Origin of the sequence: Streptomyces sp. NRRL S-337, from assembly GCF_000720175.1 — a bacterium.
GTDB classification, from domain to species: domain Bacteria; phylum Actinomycetota; class Actinomycetes; order Streptomycetales; family Streptomycetaceae; genus Streptomyces; species Streptomyces siderophoricus.
The window spans coordinates 1-16074 of sequence record NZ_JOIX01000122.1 but is presented as its reverse complement, the minus strand read 5'-3'; the positions used below and the strand labels follow the sequence as shown (position 1 = coordinate 16074).

Annotated in this window: 16 protein-coding genes; 5 read left to right on the top strand and 11 right to left on the bottom strand. The window is 72.2% G+C overall.

What is annotated here, in order from left to right; genetic code table 11:
* Both IG62_RS0139465 and IG62_RS0139460 read left to right on the top strand, forming a co-directional pair.
* A partial coding sequence (locus IG62_RS0139465; RefSeq protein ID WP_030815597.1) for a cytochrome c oxidase subunit I occupies nucleotides 1-711 on the top strand: 711 nt, incomplete at its 5' end.
* Nucleotides 708-1088 (top strand): hypothetical protein, encoded by a 381-nt coding sequence (locus IG62_RS0139460; RefSeq protein ID WP_051799195.1) that lies wholly within the window; start codon nucleotides 708-710, stop codon nucleotides 1086-1088. The genes IG62_RS0139465 and IG62_RS0139460, both read left to right, overlap by 4 nt.
* Here IG62_RS0139460 and IG62_RS0139455 read toward each other — a convergent pair.
* The 4 genes from IG62_RS0139455 to IG62_RS0139440 all read right to left on the bottom strand — a co-directional run bounded on the left by IG62_RS0139455 (nucleotide 1078) and on the right by IG62_RS0139440 (nucleotide 4352).
* Entirely contained in the window at nucleotides 1078-1800 is a 723-nt protein-coding gene (locus IG62_RS0139455) for a hypothetical protein (RefSeq protein WP_234326928.1), read from the bottom strand. The two genes, IG62_RS0139460 and IG62_RS0139455, sit on opposite strands and share 11 nt — an antisense overlap.
* A 91-nt stretch (nucleotides 1801-1891) precedes the next feature.
* Complete coding sequence (locus IG62_RS0139450; RefSeq protein ID WP_030815587.1) at nucleotides 1892-2254, bottom strand: DUF6114 domain-containing protein; 363 nt, start codon at nucleotides 2252-2254, stop codon at nucleotides 1892-1894.
* Nucleotides 2245-2865 (bottom strand): DUF6230 family protein, encoded by a 621-nt coding sequence (locus IG62_RS0139445; RefSeq protein WP_030815584.1) that lies wholly within the window; start codon nucleotides 2863-2865, stop codon nucleotides 2245-2247. The genes IG62_RS0139450 and IG62_RS0139445 overlap by 10 nt, the downstream gene beginning before the upstream one ends.
* Before the next feature lie 254 nt (nucleotides 2866-3119).
* Nucleotides 3120-4352, bottom strand: coding sequence for a cytochrome P450 (locus IG62_RS0139440; protein ID WP_030815580.1), 1233 nt, complete (start codon nucleotides 4350-4352; stop codon nucleotides 3120-3122).
* 246 nt (nucleotides 4353-4598) lie between these two features.
* Between IG62_RS0139440 and IG62_RS0139435 the strand changes: the two genes are divergently transcribed.
* The gene (locus tag IG62_RS0139435; protein ID WP_030815578.1) at nucleotides 4599-5768 is read left to right on the top strand and encodes a steroid 3-ketoacyl-CoA thiolase; all 1170 of its coding nucleotides are present in this window, start codon (nucleotides 4599-4601) and stop codon (nucleotides 5766-5768) included.
* Here IG62_RS0139435 and IG62_RS0139430 read toward each other — a convergent pair.
* The 7 genes from IG62_RS0139430 to IG62_RS0139400 all read right to left on the bottom strand — a co-directional run bounded on the left by IG62_RS0139430 (nucleotide 5752) and on the right by IG62_RS0139400 (nucleotide 13996).
* Entirely contained in the window at nucleotides 5752-6588 is an 837-nt protein-coding gene (locus IG62_RS0139430; protein WP_030815575.1) for an ECF transporter S component, read from the bottom strand. The genes IG62_RS0139435 and IG62_RS0139430 overlap by 17 nt on opposite strands.
* Nucleotides 6585-8207: an ABC transporter ATP-binding protein gene (locus tag IG62_RS0139425; RefSeq protein ID WP_030815572.1), complete on the bottom strand. Its 1623-nt coding sequence runs from the start codon at nucleotides 8205-8207 to the stop codon at nucleotides 6585-6587. Before IG62_RS0139425 ends, IG62_RS0139430 begins: the two co-directional genes overlap by 4 nt.
* A complete protein-coding gene (locus IG62_RS0139420) occupies nucleotides 8204-9364 on the bottom strand; it encodes a CbiQ family ECF transporter T component (RefSeq protein WP_078872511.1) in 1161 nt (386 codons plus the stop codon). Before IG62_RS0139420 ends, IG62_RS0139425 begins: the two co-directional genes overlap by 4 nt.
* Entirely contained in the window at nucleotides 9361-10053 is a 693-nt protein-coding gene (locus tag IG62_RS0139415) for an SCO2322 family protein (RefSeq protein ID WP_030815566.1), read from the bottom strand. The genes IG62_RS0139420 and IG62_RS0139415 overlap by 4 nt, the downstream gene beginning before the upstream one ends.
* The gene (locus tag IG62_RS0139410; RefSeq protein ID WP_030815563.1) at nucleotides 10053-11414 is read right to left on the bottom strand and encodes a prenyltransferase/squalene oxidase repeat-containing protein; all 1362 of its coding nucleotides are present in this window, start codon (nucleotides 11412-11414) and stop codon (nucleotides 10053-10055) included. Before IG62_RS0139410 ends, IG62_RS0139415 begins: the two co-directional genes overlap by 1 nt.
* Nucleotides 11415-11885: 471 nt before the next feature.
* Nucleotides 11886-12782, bottom strand: a complete 897-nt coding sequence (locus IG62_RS0139405) for an SAM-dependent methyltransferase (RefSeq protein ID WP_063755433.1) — start codon at nucleotides 12780-12782, stop codon at nucleotides 11886-11888.
* A gap of 104 nt (nucleotides 12783-12886) precedes the next feature.
* Nucleotides 12887-13996 carry an MBL fold metallo-hydrolase gene (locus IG62_RS0139400; RefSeq protein WP_037840418.1) on the bottom strand — a complete coding sequence of 370 codons (1110 nt, stop codon included), beginning with the start codon at nucleotides 13994-13996 and terminating at the stop codon, nucleotides 12887-12889.
* A gap of 270 nt (nucleotides 13997-14266) precedes the next feature.
* Between IG62_RS0139400 and IG62_RS0139395 the strand changes: the two genes are divergently transcribed.
* A complete protein-coding gene (locus IG62_RS0139395) occupies nucleotides 14267-15718 on the top strand; it encodes an aldehyde dehydrogenase (RefSeq protein ID WP_030815556.1) in 1452 nt (483 codons plus the stop codon).
* Nucleotides 15718-15972, top strand: a complete 255-nt coding sequence (locus IG62_RS0139390; protein ID WP_030815554.1) for a ferredoxin — start codon at nucleotides 15718-15720, stop codon at nucleotides 15970-15972. Before IG62_RS0139395 ends, IG62_RS0139390 begins: the two co-directional genes overlap by 1 nt.
* Nucleotides 15973-16074: the final 102 nt, after the last annotated feature.

Here is a 16074-nt window from a genome sequence, read left to right as displayed (position 1 = left end):
ACCGGTGTGAAGTTCTTCAACTGGATCGGCACGATGTGGAAGGGCTCGCTGTCCTTCGAGACGCCGATGCTCTGGGCGGTCGGCTTCCTGATCACCTTCGCCTTCGGTGGTCTGACCGGTGTCATCCTGGCCTCGCCGCCGATGGACTTCCACATCTCCGACTCGTACTTCGTCGTGGCGCACTTCCACTACGTGGTCTTCGGAACGGTCGTCTTCGCGATGTTCTCCGGCTTCCACTTCTGGTGGCCGAAGTTCACCGGCAAGATGCTGGACGAGCGCCTGGGCAAGATCACGTTCTGGACGCTGTTCATCGGCTTCCACGGCACGTTCCTCGTCCAGCACTGGCTCGGCGCGGAAGGCATGCTGCGCCGTATTCCGGACTATCTCGCGGCCGACGGATTCACCACCCTCAACACCGTCTCCAGCATCTTCTCCTTCCTCCTCGGTCTGTCGATCCTGCCGTTCCTCTACAACGTCTGGAAGACCGCGAAATACGGCGAGAAGGTCGAGGCCGACGACCCGTGGGGCTACGGCCGTTCGCTGGAATGGGCCACGTCCTGCCCGCCGCCGCGCCACAACTTCCGGTCGCTGCCCCGCATCCGCTCCGAATCCCCGGCATTCGATCTGCACCACCCGGAGATCGCCCGGGAACTCACCGCCGCGACGGATACCGAGGACCGGTCCGGTAGCGGAATCGAGGCCCGGGCATGAGCGAGCGCATCCGCACCGGTGAGGAAAGGACCTGGAACGGCGAACGGGACCTGGACCGGGCCGTCAACGAAATCGAGGGCTTTCTGCTCCAGGAGGCGGAGAAGGACCGCGCCCGCACCCGTGCGGAGGCCTTCTGCGCGGCCCTTCCCTGGCTCACCGACACCCAGCGGCAGGAAGTGGCGGCCCGCTACTGCCAGGACCAGTACGAGACCTCGCGGGCCTATCTGCACCGTATTGCGGTCCGCAGCGCGAGTCTGCGGACCGAATACGAGGGCGTCTACCGGGTCCTCAGGCGACGGCTGGTCACCGCGTGCGTGAGCGCCACGACGGTGCTGGTGGCCCTGGTGACGGTGGCGGCCGCCGGCCTCACCCGGTGACGGTGATCTGGGACGCCGGATCGGTGGTGTCGCGCACCTGATAGGTGGCGTTGAACGTCGAACTGGTCGCACTGGTCGGGCAGCCGAACCCGCCCACCACCTTCACCGGCACCGACGCGTTGCTGAAGGCCAGGGTGGACGGCGCCCCGTTGGTCCAGGTGCCGTTGACGGTGGCCGCGGTGGTGGGCGCCGCGGTCACCGTGCAGGACGCCAGACCGCTGGTCCTGAGCACGAACCCACCCGAGGGGATGGTCAGCCCGGCGGTCACCGGTGTCCCGTTCTGCATGGCCACGCCCCAGGCGCCGGTGGTGGTGACGGTCGCGCTCACCCCGGGCATGCTCGTCGTACAGGAGCCGTACGTCGCGGGGGTGGTCGAACTGCTCACCGGCCCGGCGTCGTTGTGGTTGCCGGGCGCGGCCGGGACCTGGCCGCTGGACGTCGAGGTCGTGCAGGTCACGGTCACCGATCCAGCGGTGAAGGTGGCCTTGCCGCTGAGGGTGGCCGTGAAGGCGTGGCCGGCGGGCGTCACGGTCGTGGCGGCGGCGGTTCCGGCCGGCTGCGCCATCGCCGGACCGGTCACCCCCGCCGCCAGTCCGACCGCCGCAGCGATCCCGGCACCGGCGACGACCAGCGCCCGCCTACGGGACGTACGGAAGGTACGGGAGGCACGGGCCCGGGGCCGGGCGGACATGGGGTCCTGAGCATGCGTCATGGTGGGGTTCCTTCCAGAGGGGGTTCCAGAGGAGTTCCGGAGGGGTGCCAGGGGGTGCACAGGGGGGTGCCGCACGGGAGTCGGGAGTTGATCACGGAGACGGTGGTTCCGTCGCCTCGGTCGGCTGCCAGGCGAAGATCATCGAGCCGCCGAGGATCCCGACGACCGTGCCGATCAGGAAGCCGCCCAGGTTGGACATCACCAGTGCGGCCGCCGCACACAGGACGGTGAGCACCCCCGCGAGCCCCCGGTAGTGCGGTGCGAACCACGCCGAGAGGCCCATCAGGATCATCACCAGCCCCATCAGGACGGACGGGATACCGGCGATGCCCTGGTGCAGCATGATCTCCAGGGGCGCCAGAGGGATGGCGCAGATCTCGGCGCCGGCGACGACGGCCGCCAGACCGCCCCAGAAGGGCCGTCCCGTCCGCCAGCGCCGCCAGGTCAGAAGCATTCCTTGGTGCCCTTGGAGATCTTCATGTGCAGGCCGGTCAGCTTGAAGGTGCCGGCATTGGTCGCCCAGGCGGTCTGCCGGAGCTGGGTGATGCTGACGTCATCGGCCTGCTGGGCGAACAGGTCCTGCATGCCCTGCGCGCTGTCCGGCCCCTTGTCCAGCGTGGAGGCGTCCCGGCCGATCTCGATGGCGTGGAAGGACGCGTTGCCGGAGAGCTGAGTGGCGTCCACGAACAGATTGCTGGCCTCGACGGGGGTACTGCCCGTACCGGCACTGAGGTTGAGCGAGATGTCACCGATCACGGGCAGGTGGGTGACCACCGACTGGCAGAGGTGGTGGAGCTGGGCCGTCTTGATGGCGGTGACCGCGACCGGCAGGAGATCTCCCCTGGCGTTCGCGTCCACACTGCCGTACTGGGCGAATCCGTCGCCCTTGAGGCTGTCGGCGGACACCTTGAACTGCTGTCCCGATACGGCGAACGATGCGGCCAGCGCCCCGTTGGCCAGGGCGATGCCCAGGGCCGCGGTGCCGGCGAGGGCCGGGACGGCCAGCACGGCGAACTTGCGCCAGCTGGTGCGTCCCGTGCCAGGTCTGCCGTGTGCGTCCTGCATGGTGTGGGTCCCCTTCGTCAGAGCGGTGGAGCGCGCTGTCGTGACATGTGGGGGGAGCGTTGCGTGGAGGTGCGCAGGGGAACCGGGCGCGGCTCGTGAGGGGGAAGTCCGGGTTACCCGCGGTTACTTACTGGCGAGTTCGAATGTAAGTCTGCACCTGACGGCTGGCAAGGTTGAGCGGCAAACCGTTTTCGGACATATGGCGGCGCCCGGTGGTCCCTGCCGACCACCGGGCGCCGCGTCGATGCGTCGACTCAGCCGTAGTGCACCTGGAGTTCCTTCACGCCGTTGAGCCAGGCCGAGCGCAGCCGCCGCGGATCGCCCGCCAGCGAGATGTCCGGCATGGCGTCCGCGATGGCCTGGAAGATCAGGTTGATCTCCAGTACGGCCAGCGACTTGCCGAGGCAGAAGTGCGGTCCGCCGCCCCCGAAGCCCAGGTGGGGGTTGGGGTCGCGGGTGATGTCGAAGACCTCGGGGTGGTCGAAGACCTCGGGGTCGTTGTTGGCGGACGAGTAGAAGATCCCGACCCGCTGGCCCTTCTTGATGTGTGCGCCGCCCAGTTCGGTGTCCTGGGTGGCGGTGCGCTGGAAGGACACCACCGGGGTGGCCCAGCGCACGATCTCCTCGGCCGCGGTCGCGGGGCGCTCGCGCTTGTAGAGCTCCCACTGGCCGGGGTGGGTGAGGAAGGCGTGCATGCCGTGCGTGATGGCGTTACGGGTGGTCTCGTTGCCGGCCACCGCCAGCAGCAGCACGAAGAAGCCGAACTCGTCGGAGCCGAGGTTCCCCTCGTCCTCCGCCGCCACCAGCTGGCTGACGATGTCCTTGGCCGGGCATTCCTTGCGGGCCGCGGCGAGGTTCATCGCGTACGAGATGAGCTCCATCGCCGCATTGCTGCCGACCTCTTCGGTGATGGCCAGTTCGGGATCGTCGTAGGCCACCATCTTGTTGGACCAGTCGAAGATGCGGGCCCGGTCGTCCTGGGGGATGCCGATGAGTTCGGCGATGGCCTGGAGGGGCAGCTCGCAGGCGACGTCGGTGACGAAGTCCCCCGAGCCGTTCGCCCGGGCCTGGGTGACGATGTGGCCGGCCCGCTGGCGCAGCGCGTCCTCCAGCGCCCGTATGGAGCGCGGGGTGAATCCGCGCTGCACTATCTGGCGGACCCTGGTGTGCTCGGGCGGGTCCATGTTCAGCATGATCAGTTTCTGGACGTCGATCTGCTCCCGGGTCATCGCGGCGTTGAACCGGATGATCGAGGTGTTGAGGTTCGCGGAGAAGACCTCCGGTTTGGTGGAGACCTCCTTGACGTCCTGATGGCGGGTGACGACCCAGTAGCCGTCGTCGTCGAAGCCGGCGATGCCGTGCGGCTGGGCGTTCCACCACACGGGCGCGGTCCGCCGCAGCAGCGCGAACTCGGGGAGCGGGACGCGGGACCGGTAGACGTCGGGATCCGTGAAGTCGAACCCCTCGGGCAGCGCTGGGCATGGCATCGGCGACTCCTGATCCGTGGGCCATCGAGTATCTGACGGGACGTCAGGTGCGGGGTCGCGGTGAAGGTAGTGACGAGTCCTCCAAGTGGCAAGGGTCTCGGCGATTCCCGTTCCGGACAAGGGGGTTGCATGCCCCTTGCGCCCCGGGTGGCGGCTCACGAGACTGTTCGCAGAACTAGAACGCGTACTAGTTCTGTTCCGTGGGTGCCCGGACGCCCGCGGACGCGAGGAGAGGACGAGTCAGTCATGGCCGCGGAACCCGTCATCGTCGAAGCAGTACGCACCCCGATCGGCAAGCGCCAGGGTGCGCTCGCCAACCTCCACCCCGCCTATCTCCTGGGGGAGACCTACCGCGAACTGCTCGCCCGTACGGGCATCCAGCCCGACTGCGTCGAACAGATCGTCGGCGGCACCGTCACCCACGCCGGCGAACAGTCGATGAACCCGGCCCGCAACGCCTGGCTGACCATGGGCCTGCCCTACGAGACCGCCGCGACCACCGTGGACTGCCAGTGCGGCTCGTCCCAGCAGGCCAACCACATGGTCGCCAACATGATCGCCGGCGGAGTGATCGACGTCGGCATCGGCTGCGGCGTCGAGGCGATGTCCCGGGTACCGCTCGGCAGCGGCTCCAAGCACGGTCCCGGCAAGCCCTGGCCCGACGAGTGGAACGTCGATCTGCCCAACCAGTTCGAGGCGGCCGAACGCATCGCCCGCAACCGGGGACTCACCCGTGAGAACGTCGACTCCCTCGGACTGATCTCCCAGGAACGCGCGGCCACCGCCTGGGCCGAGGAACGCTTCAAACGCGAGACGTTCGCCGTCCAGGTCCCCACCACCGAGGACGAGCAGGCCGCAGGGCAGGGCATGTGGCGGCTGGTCGACCACGACGAGGGCCTGCGCGACACCAGCATGGAGGCGCTGGCCCGCCTCAAGCCCGTCATGCCGACCGCCGTCCACACGGCCGGCAACTCCTCACAGATCTCCGACGGGGCCGCCGCCATCATGTGGGCCTCCAAGCGGATGGCCCGCGCCCTCAAGCTCCGGCCGCGCGCCCGCATCGTCGCCCAGGCCCTGGTCGGCTCCGACCCGCACTTCCACCTCGACGGCCCGATCGACGCCACCCGGGCGGTGCTCGGCAAGGCCGGGATGTCCCTCAAGGACATCGACCTCGTCGAGATCAACGAGGCCTTCGCCTCCGTCGTGCTCTCCTGGGCCCAGGTCTTCGACCAGGACCTGGCGAAGGTCAATGTGAACGGCGGCGCCATCGCCCTCGGGCACCCCGTCGGCGCCACCGGCGCCCGGCTCATCACCACCGCGCTGCACGAACTGGAACGCGCGGACAAGGAGTTCGCGCTGATCACCATGTGCGCGGGCGGAGCGCTGGCGACGGCGACGATCATCCAGCGGCTGTAGGCGGGCGGGACTCCTCGAAGGACACCGGGGCGTCGAAGGCGGCGCGGCGGGTGGCCCGGCGCAGGGCCTTCAGGACGGGCCCGCCCAGCGTGCCCGTGAGGACCACGGTGACCAGGGCGCGGGGAAGGTCCCAGCCCAGGGAGGTGGCCAGGCAGTACGCGACGTAGCGGGCGAGGTTCTGGTCCAGCGGGTCGCCCGGCACGAAGGAGACGCCCGAGGCCATGCCCGCGAGGTACGGCCAGCCCTGGAGGTTCATGATCAGACCGTAGAGGACCGCGGAGACGGCACCGTAGGCGGCGAGCAGTGCCAGCTCACGGCGTCCGCGCAGCCGGTCGGCCCCCGGCAGCAGACCGGCACCCATCGACACCCAGCCCATCGTCAGCATCTGAAAGGGCATCCAGGGGCCGACGCCGCCGGTCAGCAGCGCCGAGGCGAACATCGCCACGGCTCCCAGCACGAAGCCGAAACCGGGCCCGAGCACCCGGCCCGCCAGCACCATCAGGAAGAACATCGGCTCGACTCCGGCGGTCCCCGCGCCCAGCGGACGCAGCGCGGCCCCGGCCGCCGCCAGCACACCCAGCATGGCGATCGCCTTCGCGTCGAGCCCGCTGTCTGCGATGGTCGCCATCACCACGGCGAGCAGCATCGGCAGCAGCGCGGCGAACAGCCACGGCGCGTCCTTGGAATGGGCGAGCCCGGACGCCGAGTCGGCCAGCAGCGGCCAGCCGAACGCCATTACGCCGATCGCCGACACCAGGACCAGCGCGGCGACGGAGCGGGGCCCGAGCCGTACCGCACGGGCCTGACGGCCGGCCGTCATACGGCGCCCTCCAGCGCACCGGCCACCTGCGGAACGGTCAGCCACGGCAGCGGTGCGAGCACCTTGGCGACCTGCGGGGCGAACGACGGCGACGAGACGACCACCTCGTCGGTGGGGCCGTCGGCGACCACCTCACCGTCCGCGAGGATCACCACCCGGTGCGCCAACTCGGCGGCCAGCTCCACGTCATGGGTGGCCAGGACGATGGCGTGGCCCTCGGCCGCGAGACCCCGCAGCACCTCGACCAGGCGGGCCTTGGCGGCGTAGTCCAGGCCGCGGGTGGGCTCGTCGAGCAGGAGCAGGGGAGGCCGGGCGGTCAGCACGACCGCGAGGGCGAGCGCGAGCCGCTGGCCCTCCGACAGGTCCCGCGGGTGCACCGAGTCCGGCACACCGGGCAGCAACCGTGCCACCAGCGCCCGGCAGCTGCCGGCGGGCGCGGCCGCGTCCCGGTCGGCCGCGGCGCACTCGGCGGCGACGGTGTCCGCGTAGAGGAGGTCACGGGGTTCCTGCGGCACCAGGCCGACCTGCCGCAGCAGCTCCCGCGGACCGGTCCGGTGCGGCACCACCCCACCCACGCGCACGGCGCCGGACGACGGCTGGTGCATCCCGACGAGGGTGCCGAGCAGCGTGGACTTCCCCGCGCCGTTCCGCCCCATCAGGGCGACGGTCTCGCCGCGCCGCACGGACAGCTCCACCCGGTGCAGCGCCTCGATCCGCCCCCGGCGCACGCCGAGTCCCGTGACCTCCGCGACCGGCGCGGCCCCCGGGTCTGCCGCGGCGTCGACCGGCCGTGGTGGTGTGACGGTTTCCAGCCGCGCCCGCAGTGGGGCGGCCTTGCGGCGGGCGTCCCGTACGGACAGCGGGAGCGGGGACCAGCCGGCGAGCTTGCCCAGGGCCACCACCGGGGGATGGACCGGGGAGACCGCCATGACGTCGGCCGGTGCGCCCATGACCGGCGGTGCACCGGGAGCGGGAAGGAGAATGACCTGGTCGGCGTACTGGATCACGCGCTCCAGCCGGTGTTCGGCCAGCAGGACCGTGGTCCCCAGATCGTGCACCAGACGCTGGAGGACGGAGAGCACCTCTTCGGCGGCGGCCGGGTCCAGGGCCGAGGTCGGCTCGTCCAGGACCAGGACCTGGGGGTGGGTGGTGAGCACCGAACCGATCGCCACCCGCTGCATCTGACCGCCCGAGAGGGTGGCCGGGGCCCGGTCCCGCAGCTCGGCCAGGCCCAGCAGGTCGAGGGTCTCCTCGACCCGGCGGCGCATCACGTCCGGAGCGAGGCCCAGCGACTCCATCCCGTAGGCGAGCTCGTCCTCGACGGTGTCGGTGACGAAATGCGCCAGCGGGTCCTGGCCCACCGTCCCGACCACATCGGCCAGTTCGCGCGGCTTGTGGGTGCGGGTGTCCCGGCCGTCGACGGTGACCCGCCCGTGCAGCGTCCCCCCGGTGAAATGCGGGACCAGCCCGCAGACGGCGTTCAGCACCGTCGACTTGCCGACACCGGACGGACCGACCAGGAGGCACAGCTCGCCCTCCGGGACGGTCAGGTCCACGCCCTGGACGGCAGGCGTGGCGGCGTCCCCGTAGGTGACCGATACCTGCTCGAACCGGATCACTGGCTGGGCTCCTTCTGGGCGGTCTGGGCGGTTCTGGCGGCCCTGGTGGTGGCCGGGGCTGAGGCGGGGCCCGTGGCGGTGGCCGGGGCCGGGGCCACGACGGCGGGGAGGAGGCCGACGAGGAGGGCGGCGGCGGGCCAGAGCGGCAGGACCGGGGCGGTGAGCGGGTAGGCGGGCGGGTGGAGGGCGACGGGGGCGTAGCCGCCGGCCCAGATCGTCAGCCCGGCGACGGCGATGCCGGAGGCCGCCACCAAGCAGGCGCGCGGGCCCCACCGTTCGGGGCGATAGCGGGTGCGCACGGAGCGGCGGCCGCCCAGCCACAGACCGGCCAGCGCCGCCGCCAGCCCGGCCAGGAGGAGGGGCAGCCCGTAGCCGGCCCCGGTGTCACCGAGCAGGCCGTACGTGCCCGCGCAGACGCCGAGCAGACCACCGAGGGTGAGGGCGGAGGTGGTGTGCCGTACCGCACGCGGGACATGGGCGCTACGGCCGTAACCGCGGGCGTCCATGGCCGCCGCCAGCGCCACCGAACGCTCCAACGCGCCCTCCAGCACCGGCAGTCCGACCTGGAGCAGCGCCGTGAAGCCCCGGTCGGGACGGCCGCGCAGCCGGCGGGCGGCCCGGAGCCGCTGGACATCGGCGACCAGGTTCGGGGCGAAGGTCATCGCCACGACCACGGCGACGCCCGCCTCGTACAGCGCGCCGGGCAGCGACTTCAGCAACCGGGACGGGTTGGCCAGCGCGTTGGCGGCGCCGACGCACGTCAGGAGGGTGGCCAGCTTCAGCCCGTCGTAGAGGGCGAAGACCATGCCCTCCGCGGTGACCCGGCCACCGATCCGGACGCCCTTGGCCCAGTCCGGCAGCGGCACTTCGGGAAGCGTGACGAGCGTGTGGGTACCCGGGATCGGCGAGCCGAGGACGAACGCGAAGACCAGCCGGATGCCGATCACCACCAGCCCCAGCTTCACGAACGCGCCGTACGAGCGGGCCCACGGCGCGTCCGTACGCCGCACCGCGACGACATATCCGGCCACTCCCACCAGCAGCCCGAGCAGCAGCGGATTGGTGGTCCGGGAGGCCGCGGTGGCCAGTCCGAGCGCCCACAGCCACCACGCGCCCGCGTGCAGCGCGGTGGTGCGGGTCGCCTGCGGGGCGCTCATCCGCGCCGGCGGCGCGCCTGCCACACGGCCGCCGCACCGAGGACGAGGACGGCCGCACCGCCGCCGAGCAGACCTGCGGACGGGCCGCCGGCGTCGTCAGCGTCGTCGGCCTCGTGGGTGTTCCCGTCACCGGAGTCGGCAGAAGGGGAGCGGGAACCGGAACCGGAACCGGAGCCGCGATCGCTGTCCTGCACCTGGTCCGCGCAGCCCGATGCCGGGTAGCCGGCGATCCCGCACAGCAGCGCGTTGGAGTCGTAGCGCAGCGGCCGGGCGACCGCGGCCAGGGCCTCGCCGGCCGAGGCGTCCTCGGGCACCTGGGCGCAGGCGGTGCGCGCCTTGGGCGGCCGCTCGCCGCCCGGGGCGTCCGCGGCGGTGCCGAAGTCGAGGACGACGCCGATCCGCTTGCGGCCCTCCTTGGCGGGCGTCGCACCGCACACGGCGTCGAAGTCGGCGGCCGCACGCGGCTTTCCGGCCGCGGCGGAGTCCGCGCCGACGGTGAAGCGGAAGCCCTCGACCGCGCCGTCGGCCGGCCGCAGGGTGGCCGGCCCCTGGGTGGCGTACGCCCAGGAGCCGTCCGTGCCGCCGCCGTTCCAGAACGACCAGTAGCGGTACTCCTGCGCCTGGGCGGGGGCGGCGGCCGGACCGGTGAGGGCGCCGGCCACCAGCACCGCCGTCAGTGCCCGGCGCATCAGAGGCCGTTCTTGCCGCGGTTCTTGCGGCCGCTCAGCAGGAAGCCGATGCCGGCACCGATGGCCAGGCCGACGGCGACGACCCATACGACGCCGATGCCCCCGCCCTTGCCCTCGTCGCTCTTCGCGTCCTTCCCGGACTTCGTGGACTTCCCGGACACCGCGGCCGGCTTGGGACCGGTGGCGTTGAGGGCGGACACCAGGTCGGTGCCGCCGAACGCGCGCGGGTCCGTGCCGGTGGCGTGCGCGGCGAGCACCAGCTGCGCGTACGCGGCCGGGCCGTTCTGCCGGGCCCAGCCGGCGGCGTTCTTCTCCAGCCACGCGAGCGGCCGCTGCGCGGCGGAGCGGTGGCCACCGGCCGCCAGTGCCACCACGGCGTCGGCGGTGTTGCCGACATCCGGCTGCTTCTCCGCACCCGGCATCGCCGACATCAGATGCTGCCCGTTCTTGTCGAGCTGAGCGACGAGGTAGGCGGCGCCGCCGTCCGCGGCCCGCGCCCGGTCCGCCGCGGCCCCCGCCCGCTGGCCCTTACCGGCGCCGTCCTCCTTACCGCCCTTGCAGGTCAGCGGCTTGACGGGAGCGTCGGCGGCACCGTCCGCAGGGGCGACGACAAAGCCCTTGCCGAGCGCGCCGGTCGCGGCGGCCGCGGTGGCATCGGCGTTCGGTGCCGCGCCCTTGAGCTGGAAGGTGAACGCGCCGCGGCCCTCCTCCTTGGCGTCGCAGCCCAGCCGGAAGGTGAGCAGCCCGTCGTACGGGGTCTTGCCGCCCTTCTTCGACGTGACCGACTCCGGCTTCTCACCGGCCGCCGCCAGCGCGCCGATCACCACCGAGGTGGAGTTGGCGTCGCTGGGCGAACCGGGCATCGACGGCCAGCCACCGTCGTCGTTCTGCACCGACTTCAGCCACTCCACGGCCTTCGTCACGGTCTTGCCGTGCCCGCCGAGCGCGGCCAGCGCCTGCACCGCGGCGCCCGTCTGGTTGGTGTCCCGCATCGTCTTGGCGTCACACGCCTTGGCCGGGTCGGCCCGGAAACCGGTGTACGAACCGTCCGCGCACTGCTGCCCGACCAGCCAGTCCACCGCCGAGGCCGCGGGCCGCACGCCCACCGTGTGTTGCGCCAGCAGCGCCAACGACTGCCGCCAGACGCCGTCGTACTGCGGGTCCTTGGTGCCGTACAGCCCGGCGGGCAGCTTCTGCGTGGACGGGGACGGGGCGGCGGCGGGCGCCGGGTCGGCGAACGCGGGGGCAGCGGCCGCGCCCAGCACCACCGCGGCCGCCAGCGCCGTGGCGGCGCGGCGCGCCAGGAAGGCGACGGGGTGCGTCGTAGGGGCCTGGTGAGCCATGGAAACCATGGGGGCCATCGGGTCGGTGCCTCTCGGGTCGGGTCGCGGCGGTGCACGCAGCCGCGCTCGGCCCACCCCCGCGCAGCGATCCTGTGATCGGGCGCGGTGGCACCGGGCTCGGCTCCGTATACCTCGACGGTGCCGCGCACCGGCCGTCCGCAGGTGGCGGTACCGGTGGCGCGAGCCTTGGCCGTGCCCTATCGGGTGCTCCGGCTCGGCCGGCCGGATCGCCGCGCGCGGCGCGATCGGCCGTCCTCACGGATGGGGGTGCCCCCGGGTTCGAGCGAAGCCGAGAGCCTGGGGGAGGGGCAGCGCCGGATTTCCACCGGCTTCCCCCGATCGGGTACGGATGACGTTGTCCCGCACACCTTAACCGGCCCCCGGCCGGGGGACACCGGCGCGGGGCGGGGCCCCGCCCGGCGGGGTGCGCCCCGCGGACGCGCCGCCGACCGGGACCCCGCGGCCGATCGGGACGCGCCCCGGGGCGTGCTAAGAGGCCGGGGTCTCGCGGTCGCCGCGTACGGCGACGACGAAGGCGCCACGGCCGTCCGCCCCGCCGCCGGCCTTACCAGCCCGCCCGCCCAAGGCCCGCCCGTACGACGCCGCGACCGTCTCGCGGGCGTACGTGCGCGGCCGCCAGCCGTGCCGGCCCAGCCAGTCGTCGGCCGGCTCGTCGAGGCCGCCCTTCCACAGGGCGCTGACCTCACGCATCGACGGCAGGGCACGGCCGCCGTCCATCATCGGGCTGTTGCGGAAGTCGCCGGAGCCGGGGAAGGCGAGCCGGCTGCCCGGGGCGGACTGCTCGCCGAGAGTGGTCAGCAGCCGGGCGGCCTCCGCCGCCGACAGATAGACCAGCAGGCCCTCCACGAGCCAGGCGGTCGGCTCGTCCGGCGCGAAACCGGCGGCCCGCAGCGGTGCGGTCCAGTCCGTGCGCAGGTCGGCAACGACGGCGGTACACGCACACCGCGGCCGGGCGCCCCGCTCGGCCAGCACCCGCTCCTTGAAGGCCAGCACCTCCGGCAGGTCGACCTCGTAGAGGCGTACGCCGTCGGGCCACGGCAACCGGTAGGCGCGGGAGTCGAGGCCGGCGGCGAGCACCACCACCTGGCGGAGGGCGTGTTCGCCGGCCGCCGCGGTCAGGTAGTCGTCGAAGAAACGGGTGCGCAGCACGATGTGCCGGAACAGCCCGCGGTAGAACGCCTCCCGGTGGGTGGCGGGCACCTCCGTGTCGTCCGCCCGTGTGGCCGCGGCGGGCGGGGGCGGGGCGGCGGCCACGAAGGCCGCGGCGTAGGGGTCGTCGAAGAGCCGGTCCCGGCGGGTGCTTTCGGCCGCACGGATCCGGGCCACACCGAGTGCGGTGGCGGCGACGCCGCGCAACTCGCCCATGAGGGGCCTTTCGAAGGTGAGGAAGCGGAAGCGGAACGGTGAGCAGGGTGGTGGCCAGGTTAGCGAATATGATTGCCTTGGGCTACCGAATTCCGCCGGGATGGCTACACCGCCTGGTACCGCGCCGGACCCCCGTCCGCCGCTCGCTCCACCTGCTCCACCTGCCCCAGCTTCACCAGGCGGCGCAGATGGGCCTCGGCCTCCGAGACCGCGATGTTCCGCGACGCGTAAGGGATCTGTTCCCACGGGCGGTTCCACTCCATGCGCACGGCGAGTTCCCAAGGGGTGAGGGGTTCGCGGAGCAGTGCCCTCAGTCCGGAGAGCCGCTCTTCATGGTGAGCGATGAGCTCGCGTACGCGTCCACCGGCATCGGCGAAGGCGTGCTGATGTGCGGGGAGGACCTCGGCGGGTGCGAGACGGGCGACGCGTTCGAGGGAGTCGAGGTAGTCGCCCAGGGGGTCGGTGGCCGTGGCCTCGTCCGGATCCTCGTACAGGCCGATGTGCGGGGTGATGCCGGGGAGGAGGTGGTCACCGGAGAACAGCCGCCCGAAGCCGCGCCCTTGACCGTGCCCGCCCTGCCGGGTGCCGGCACCGCCACCGGCATCGGCATTGGTGCCGGCCCCCGGATGTTCCTCCTCCAGGTGCAGGCACACATGGCCCGGTGTATGGCCCGGCGTCCAGACGGCGCGCAGCCGGCGCCCCGGGAGGTCGAGCAGCTCGCCCGGGGCGATGTCGCGGTCCGGTAGCGCCGCCTGTCGGCCCGGAGGTTGGCGACCGCTCCTCCTCTTGGCGCGTGCCTCCCGCAGTCGGGACAGATGCTCGTCCGGTGCGCCCGCGGTGACGAGCTTGGCGATCAGGTAGTCCAGCCACTGCCCCGGTACGGCCGCGCGGGTGCGGCGTACGACGGCGGTGTCCGCGGCGTGCATCGCGATCCACGCGCCGGACGCCTCCCGCACCTTGGCGGAGAGCCCGTGGTGGTCGGGGTGGTGGTGGGTGATCAGTACGCCGTGGAGATCGGCGAGGGCGAAGCCGCAGGCGGTGACGCCGGCCGCCAAGGTGTCCCAGGAGTCCGGGTCGTCCCATCCGGTGTCGATCAGCACCGGCCCGCGTTCGGTCTCCAGGAGGTGGACGAGGGTGTGGCCGAGCGGATTGTCCGGGATGGGAACGGCGATGCTCCACACCCCGCCCTGGTGGTCGATCACCTGCGCGCCCATCGTGGTCCCCTCTCGTCGAAACCGCCCTCACTATAACTAGAACGGGTTTCAAGTGATGGGGTAAGTGCCCACCATATCGGGGGAGTTGACCGGGATCGGATTCGGCCCGCGCCGTGGACTCCTCCCACTGGAACTGGTAACAGTTCCTGATGCGGCAAAGTGTCTGACGACCCGTCAGTAAAGTGCGCAGTAGGCAGGGACGCGGAGCAAGGGTGCGCGGTAACGCCATCGTCAACAGCAGGTCATTGCCATCGTCGGGAGGCGGCAGCCATGAGCGACCTCGTCGAGCACGGAAAGCTCTACATAGGCGGTGAGTGGGCGGATCCGGACGGCCGGGACACGATCGAGGTCGTCTCGCCGCACACCGAGCAGGTCATCGGCCGGGTCCCGCACGCCTCGCGGGCCGATGTCGACCGTGCGGTGGCCGCGGCCCGCACGTCCTTCGCGTCCGGGGTGTGGGCGAACGCCCCGCTCGCGGACCGGATCGAGGTGGTGACCCGCATCAAGGACGCCTTCGCCGCGCGCAGCGAGGAGATCGCCAGGGTCATCAGCTCGGAGAACGGCACCCCGTACACCTCGGGCGTCATGGTGCAGTCGCTGGCCGCGGTGCTGGCCTGGGACGCGGCGCTCACGGTGGCCCGGGACTTCCCGTTCGAGGAGCGGCGGGCCGGGGTGCTGGGGCCGATCCTGGTGCGGCGGGAGCCGGTCGGGGTGGTGGCGGCCGTGGTGCCGTGGAACGTGCCGCAGTTCACCGCCGCCGCCAAGCTCGCGCCGGCGCTGCTGGCCGGGTGTTCGGTGGTGCTGAAGGTGTCGCCGGAGACCCCGCTGGACGCGTACCTCCTCGCGGAGATCGCCACCGCGGCCGGGCTGCCGGAGGGGGTGCTCTCGATCCTGCCGGCGGACCGTGAGGTGAGCGAGTACCTCGTCGGGCATCCCGGCGTGGACAAGGTGTCGTTCACCGGGTCGGTGGCGGCGGGCAAGCGGGTCATGGAGGTCGCGGCCCGGAACCTCAGCCGCGTCACGCTGGAGCTGGGCGGCAAGTCGGCGGCGGTGATCCTGCCGGACGCCGATCTGGGCGCGGCGGTGGCCGGCATCGTGCCGTTCGCGTGGATGATCAACGGGCAGGCGTGCGTGGCGCAGACCCGGATCCTCGCGCCGCGCAGTCACTACGACGAGATCGCCGAGCGCTTCACCGCGGCGGCGTCCGCGCTCACCGTGGGCGACCCGCTGGATCCGGCCACCGAGGTCGGCCCGCTGGTCGCCCGCCGGCAGCAGCAGCGCTCGTTGGACTACATCGCGCTCGGTCAGAAGGAAGGCGCCAAGGTCCTGACCGGCGGCGCCCGTCCGAAGGGGCAGGCCACCGGCTGGTACGTCGAGCCGACGCTCTTCGGCGAGGTCGACAACGGCATGCGGATCGCCCGGGAGGAGATCTTCGGACCGGTGATCTGCCTGCTGCCGTACGAGGACGAGGCCGAGGCGGTACGGATCGCCGACGACTCCGACTACGGGCTGTCCGGTTCGGTGTGGACCGGTGATGTCGAGCACGGCATCGACGTGGCGCGGCGGGTGCGGACCGGGACGTACTCGGTGAACACGTTCAGCATCGACATGCTCGGGCCGTTCGGCGGCTACAAGAACTCCGGGATCGGGCGGGAGTTCGGGCCCGAGGGGTTCGGTGAGTATCTGGAGCACAAGATGATCCACCTGCCGGCGGGTGCGTGATGGCGGACGCGGAGGGGCGGACGGCGGCACGGTGGCGGGTGGAGGTCGACCGGGGCGTGTGCATCGGGTCGGGGATGTGTGTCGGCGCGGCCCCCGACGGGTTCCGGCTGGACACCGCGCGGCAGTCCCATCCGGTGGCGACGGAGACGGAGCCCGGCGATCGCGTACTGGCGGCGGCCGAGGGGTGCCCCGTGGAGGCGATCACGCTCACCGTGGCGGACAGCGGGGCGGCGGTGTTCCCTCCGGAGGAATGAAGGGCGGTCGGCTCTCCGGGGAGTGAAGGGGCGCGGGCGGGGGCGCGGGGGGCTGTCTCTTATACACATCTGACGCTGCCGACGAAGAGGATAGTGTAGATC

Bases quoted from the DNA above. Each gene is read 5' to 3' on its own strand.
- IG62_RS0139460 (WP_051799195.1), top strand. From the start codon at position 708: ATGAGCGAGCGCATCCGCACCGGTGAGGAAAGGACCTGGAACGGCGAA.
- IG62_RS0139455 (WP_234326928.1), bottom strand. From the start codon at position 1,800: ATGACGCATGCTCAGGACCCCATGTCCGCCCGGCCCCGGGCCCGTGCC.
- IG62_RS0139450 (WP_030815587.1), bottom strand. From the start codon at position 2,254: ATGCTTCTGACCTGGCGGCGCTGGCGGACGGGACGGCCCTTCTGGGGC.
- IG62_RS0139445 (WP_030815584.1), bottom strand. From the start codon at position 2,865: ATGCAGGACGCACACGGCAGACCTGGCACGGGACGCACCAGCTGGCGC.
- IG62_RS0139440 (WP_030815580.1), bottom strand. From the start codon at position 4,352: ATGCCATGCCCAGCGCTGCCCGAGGGGTTCGACTTCACGGATCCCGAC.
- IG62_RS0139435 (WP_030815578.1), top strand. From the start codon at position 4,599: ATGGCCGCGGAACCCGTCATCGTCGAAGCAGTACGCACCCCGATCGGC.
- IG62_RS0139430 (WP_030815575.1), bottom strand. From the start codon at position 6,588: ATGACGGCCGGCCGTCAGGCCCGTGCGGTACGGCTCGGGCCCCGCTCC.
- IG62_RS0139420 (WP_078872511.1), bottom strand. From the start codon at position 9,364: ATGAGCGCCCCGCAGGCGACCCGCACCACCGCGCTGCACGCGGGCGCG.
- IG62_RS0139415 (WP_030815566.1), bottom strand. From the start codon at position 10,053: ATGCGCCGGGCACTGACGGCGGTGCTGGTGGCCGGCGCCCTCACCGGT.
- IG62_RS0139410 (WP_030815563.1), bottom strand. From the start codon at position 11,414: ATGGCCCCCATGGTTTCCATGGCTCACCAGGCCCCTACGACGCACCCC.
- IG62_RS0139405 (WP_063755433.1), bottom strand. From the start codon at position 12,782: ATGGGCGAGTTGCGCGGCGTCGCCGCCACCGCACTCGGTGTGGCCCGG.
- IG62_RS0139400 (WP_037840418.1), bottom strand. From the start codon at position 13,996: ATGGGCGCGCAGGTGATCGACCACCAGGGCGGGGTGTGGAGCATCGCC.
- IG62_RS0139395 (WP_030815556.1), top strand. From the start codon at position 14,267: ATGAGCGACCTCGTCGAGCACGGAAAGCTCTACATAGGCGGTGAGTGG.
- IG62_RS0139390 (WP_030815554.1), top strand. From the start codon at position 15,718: ATGGCGGACGCGGAGGGGCGGACGGCGGCACGGTGGCGGGTGGAGGTC.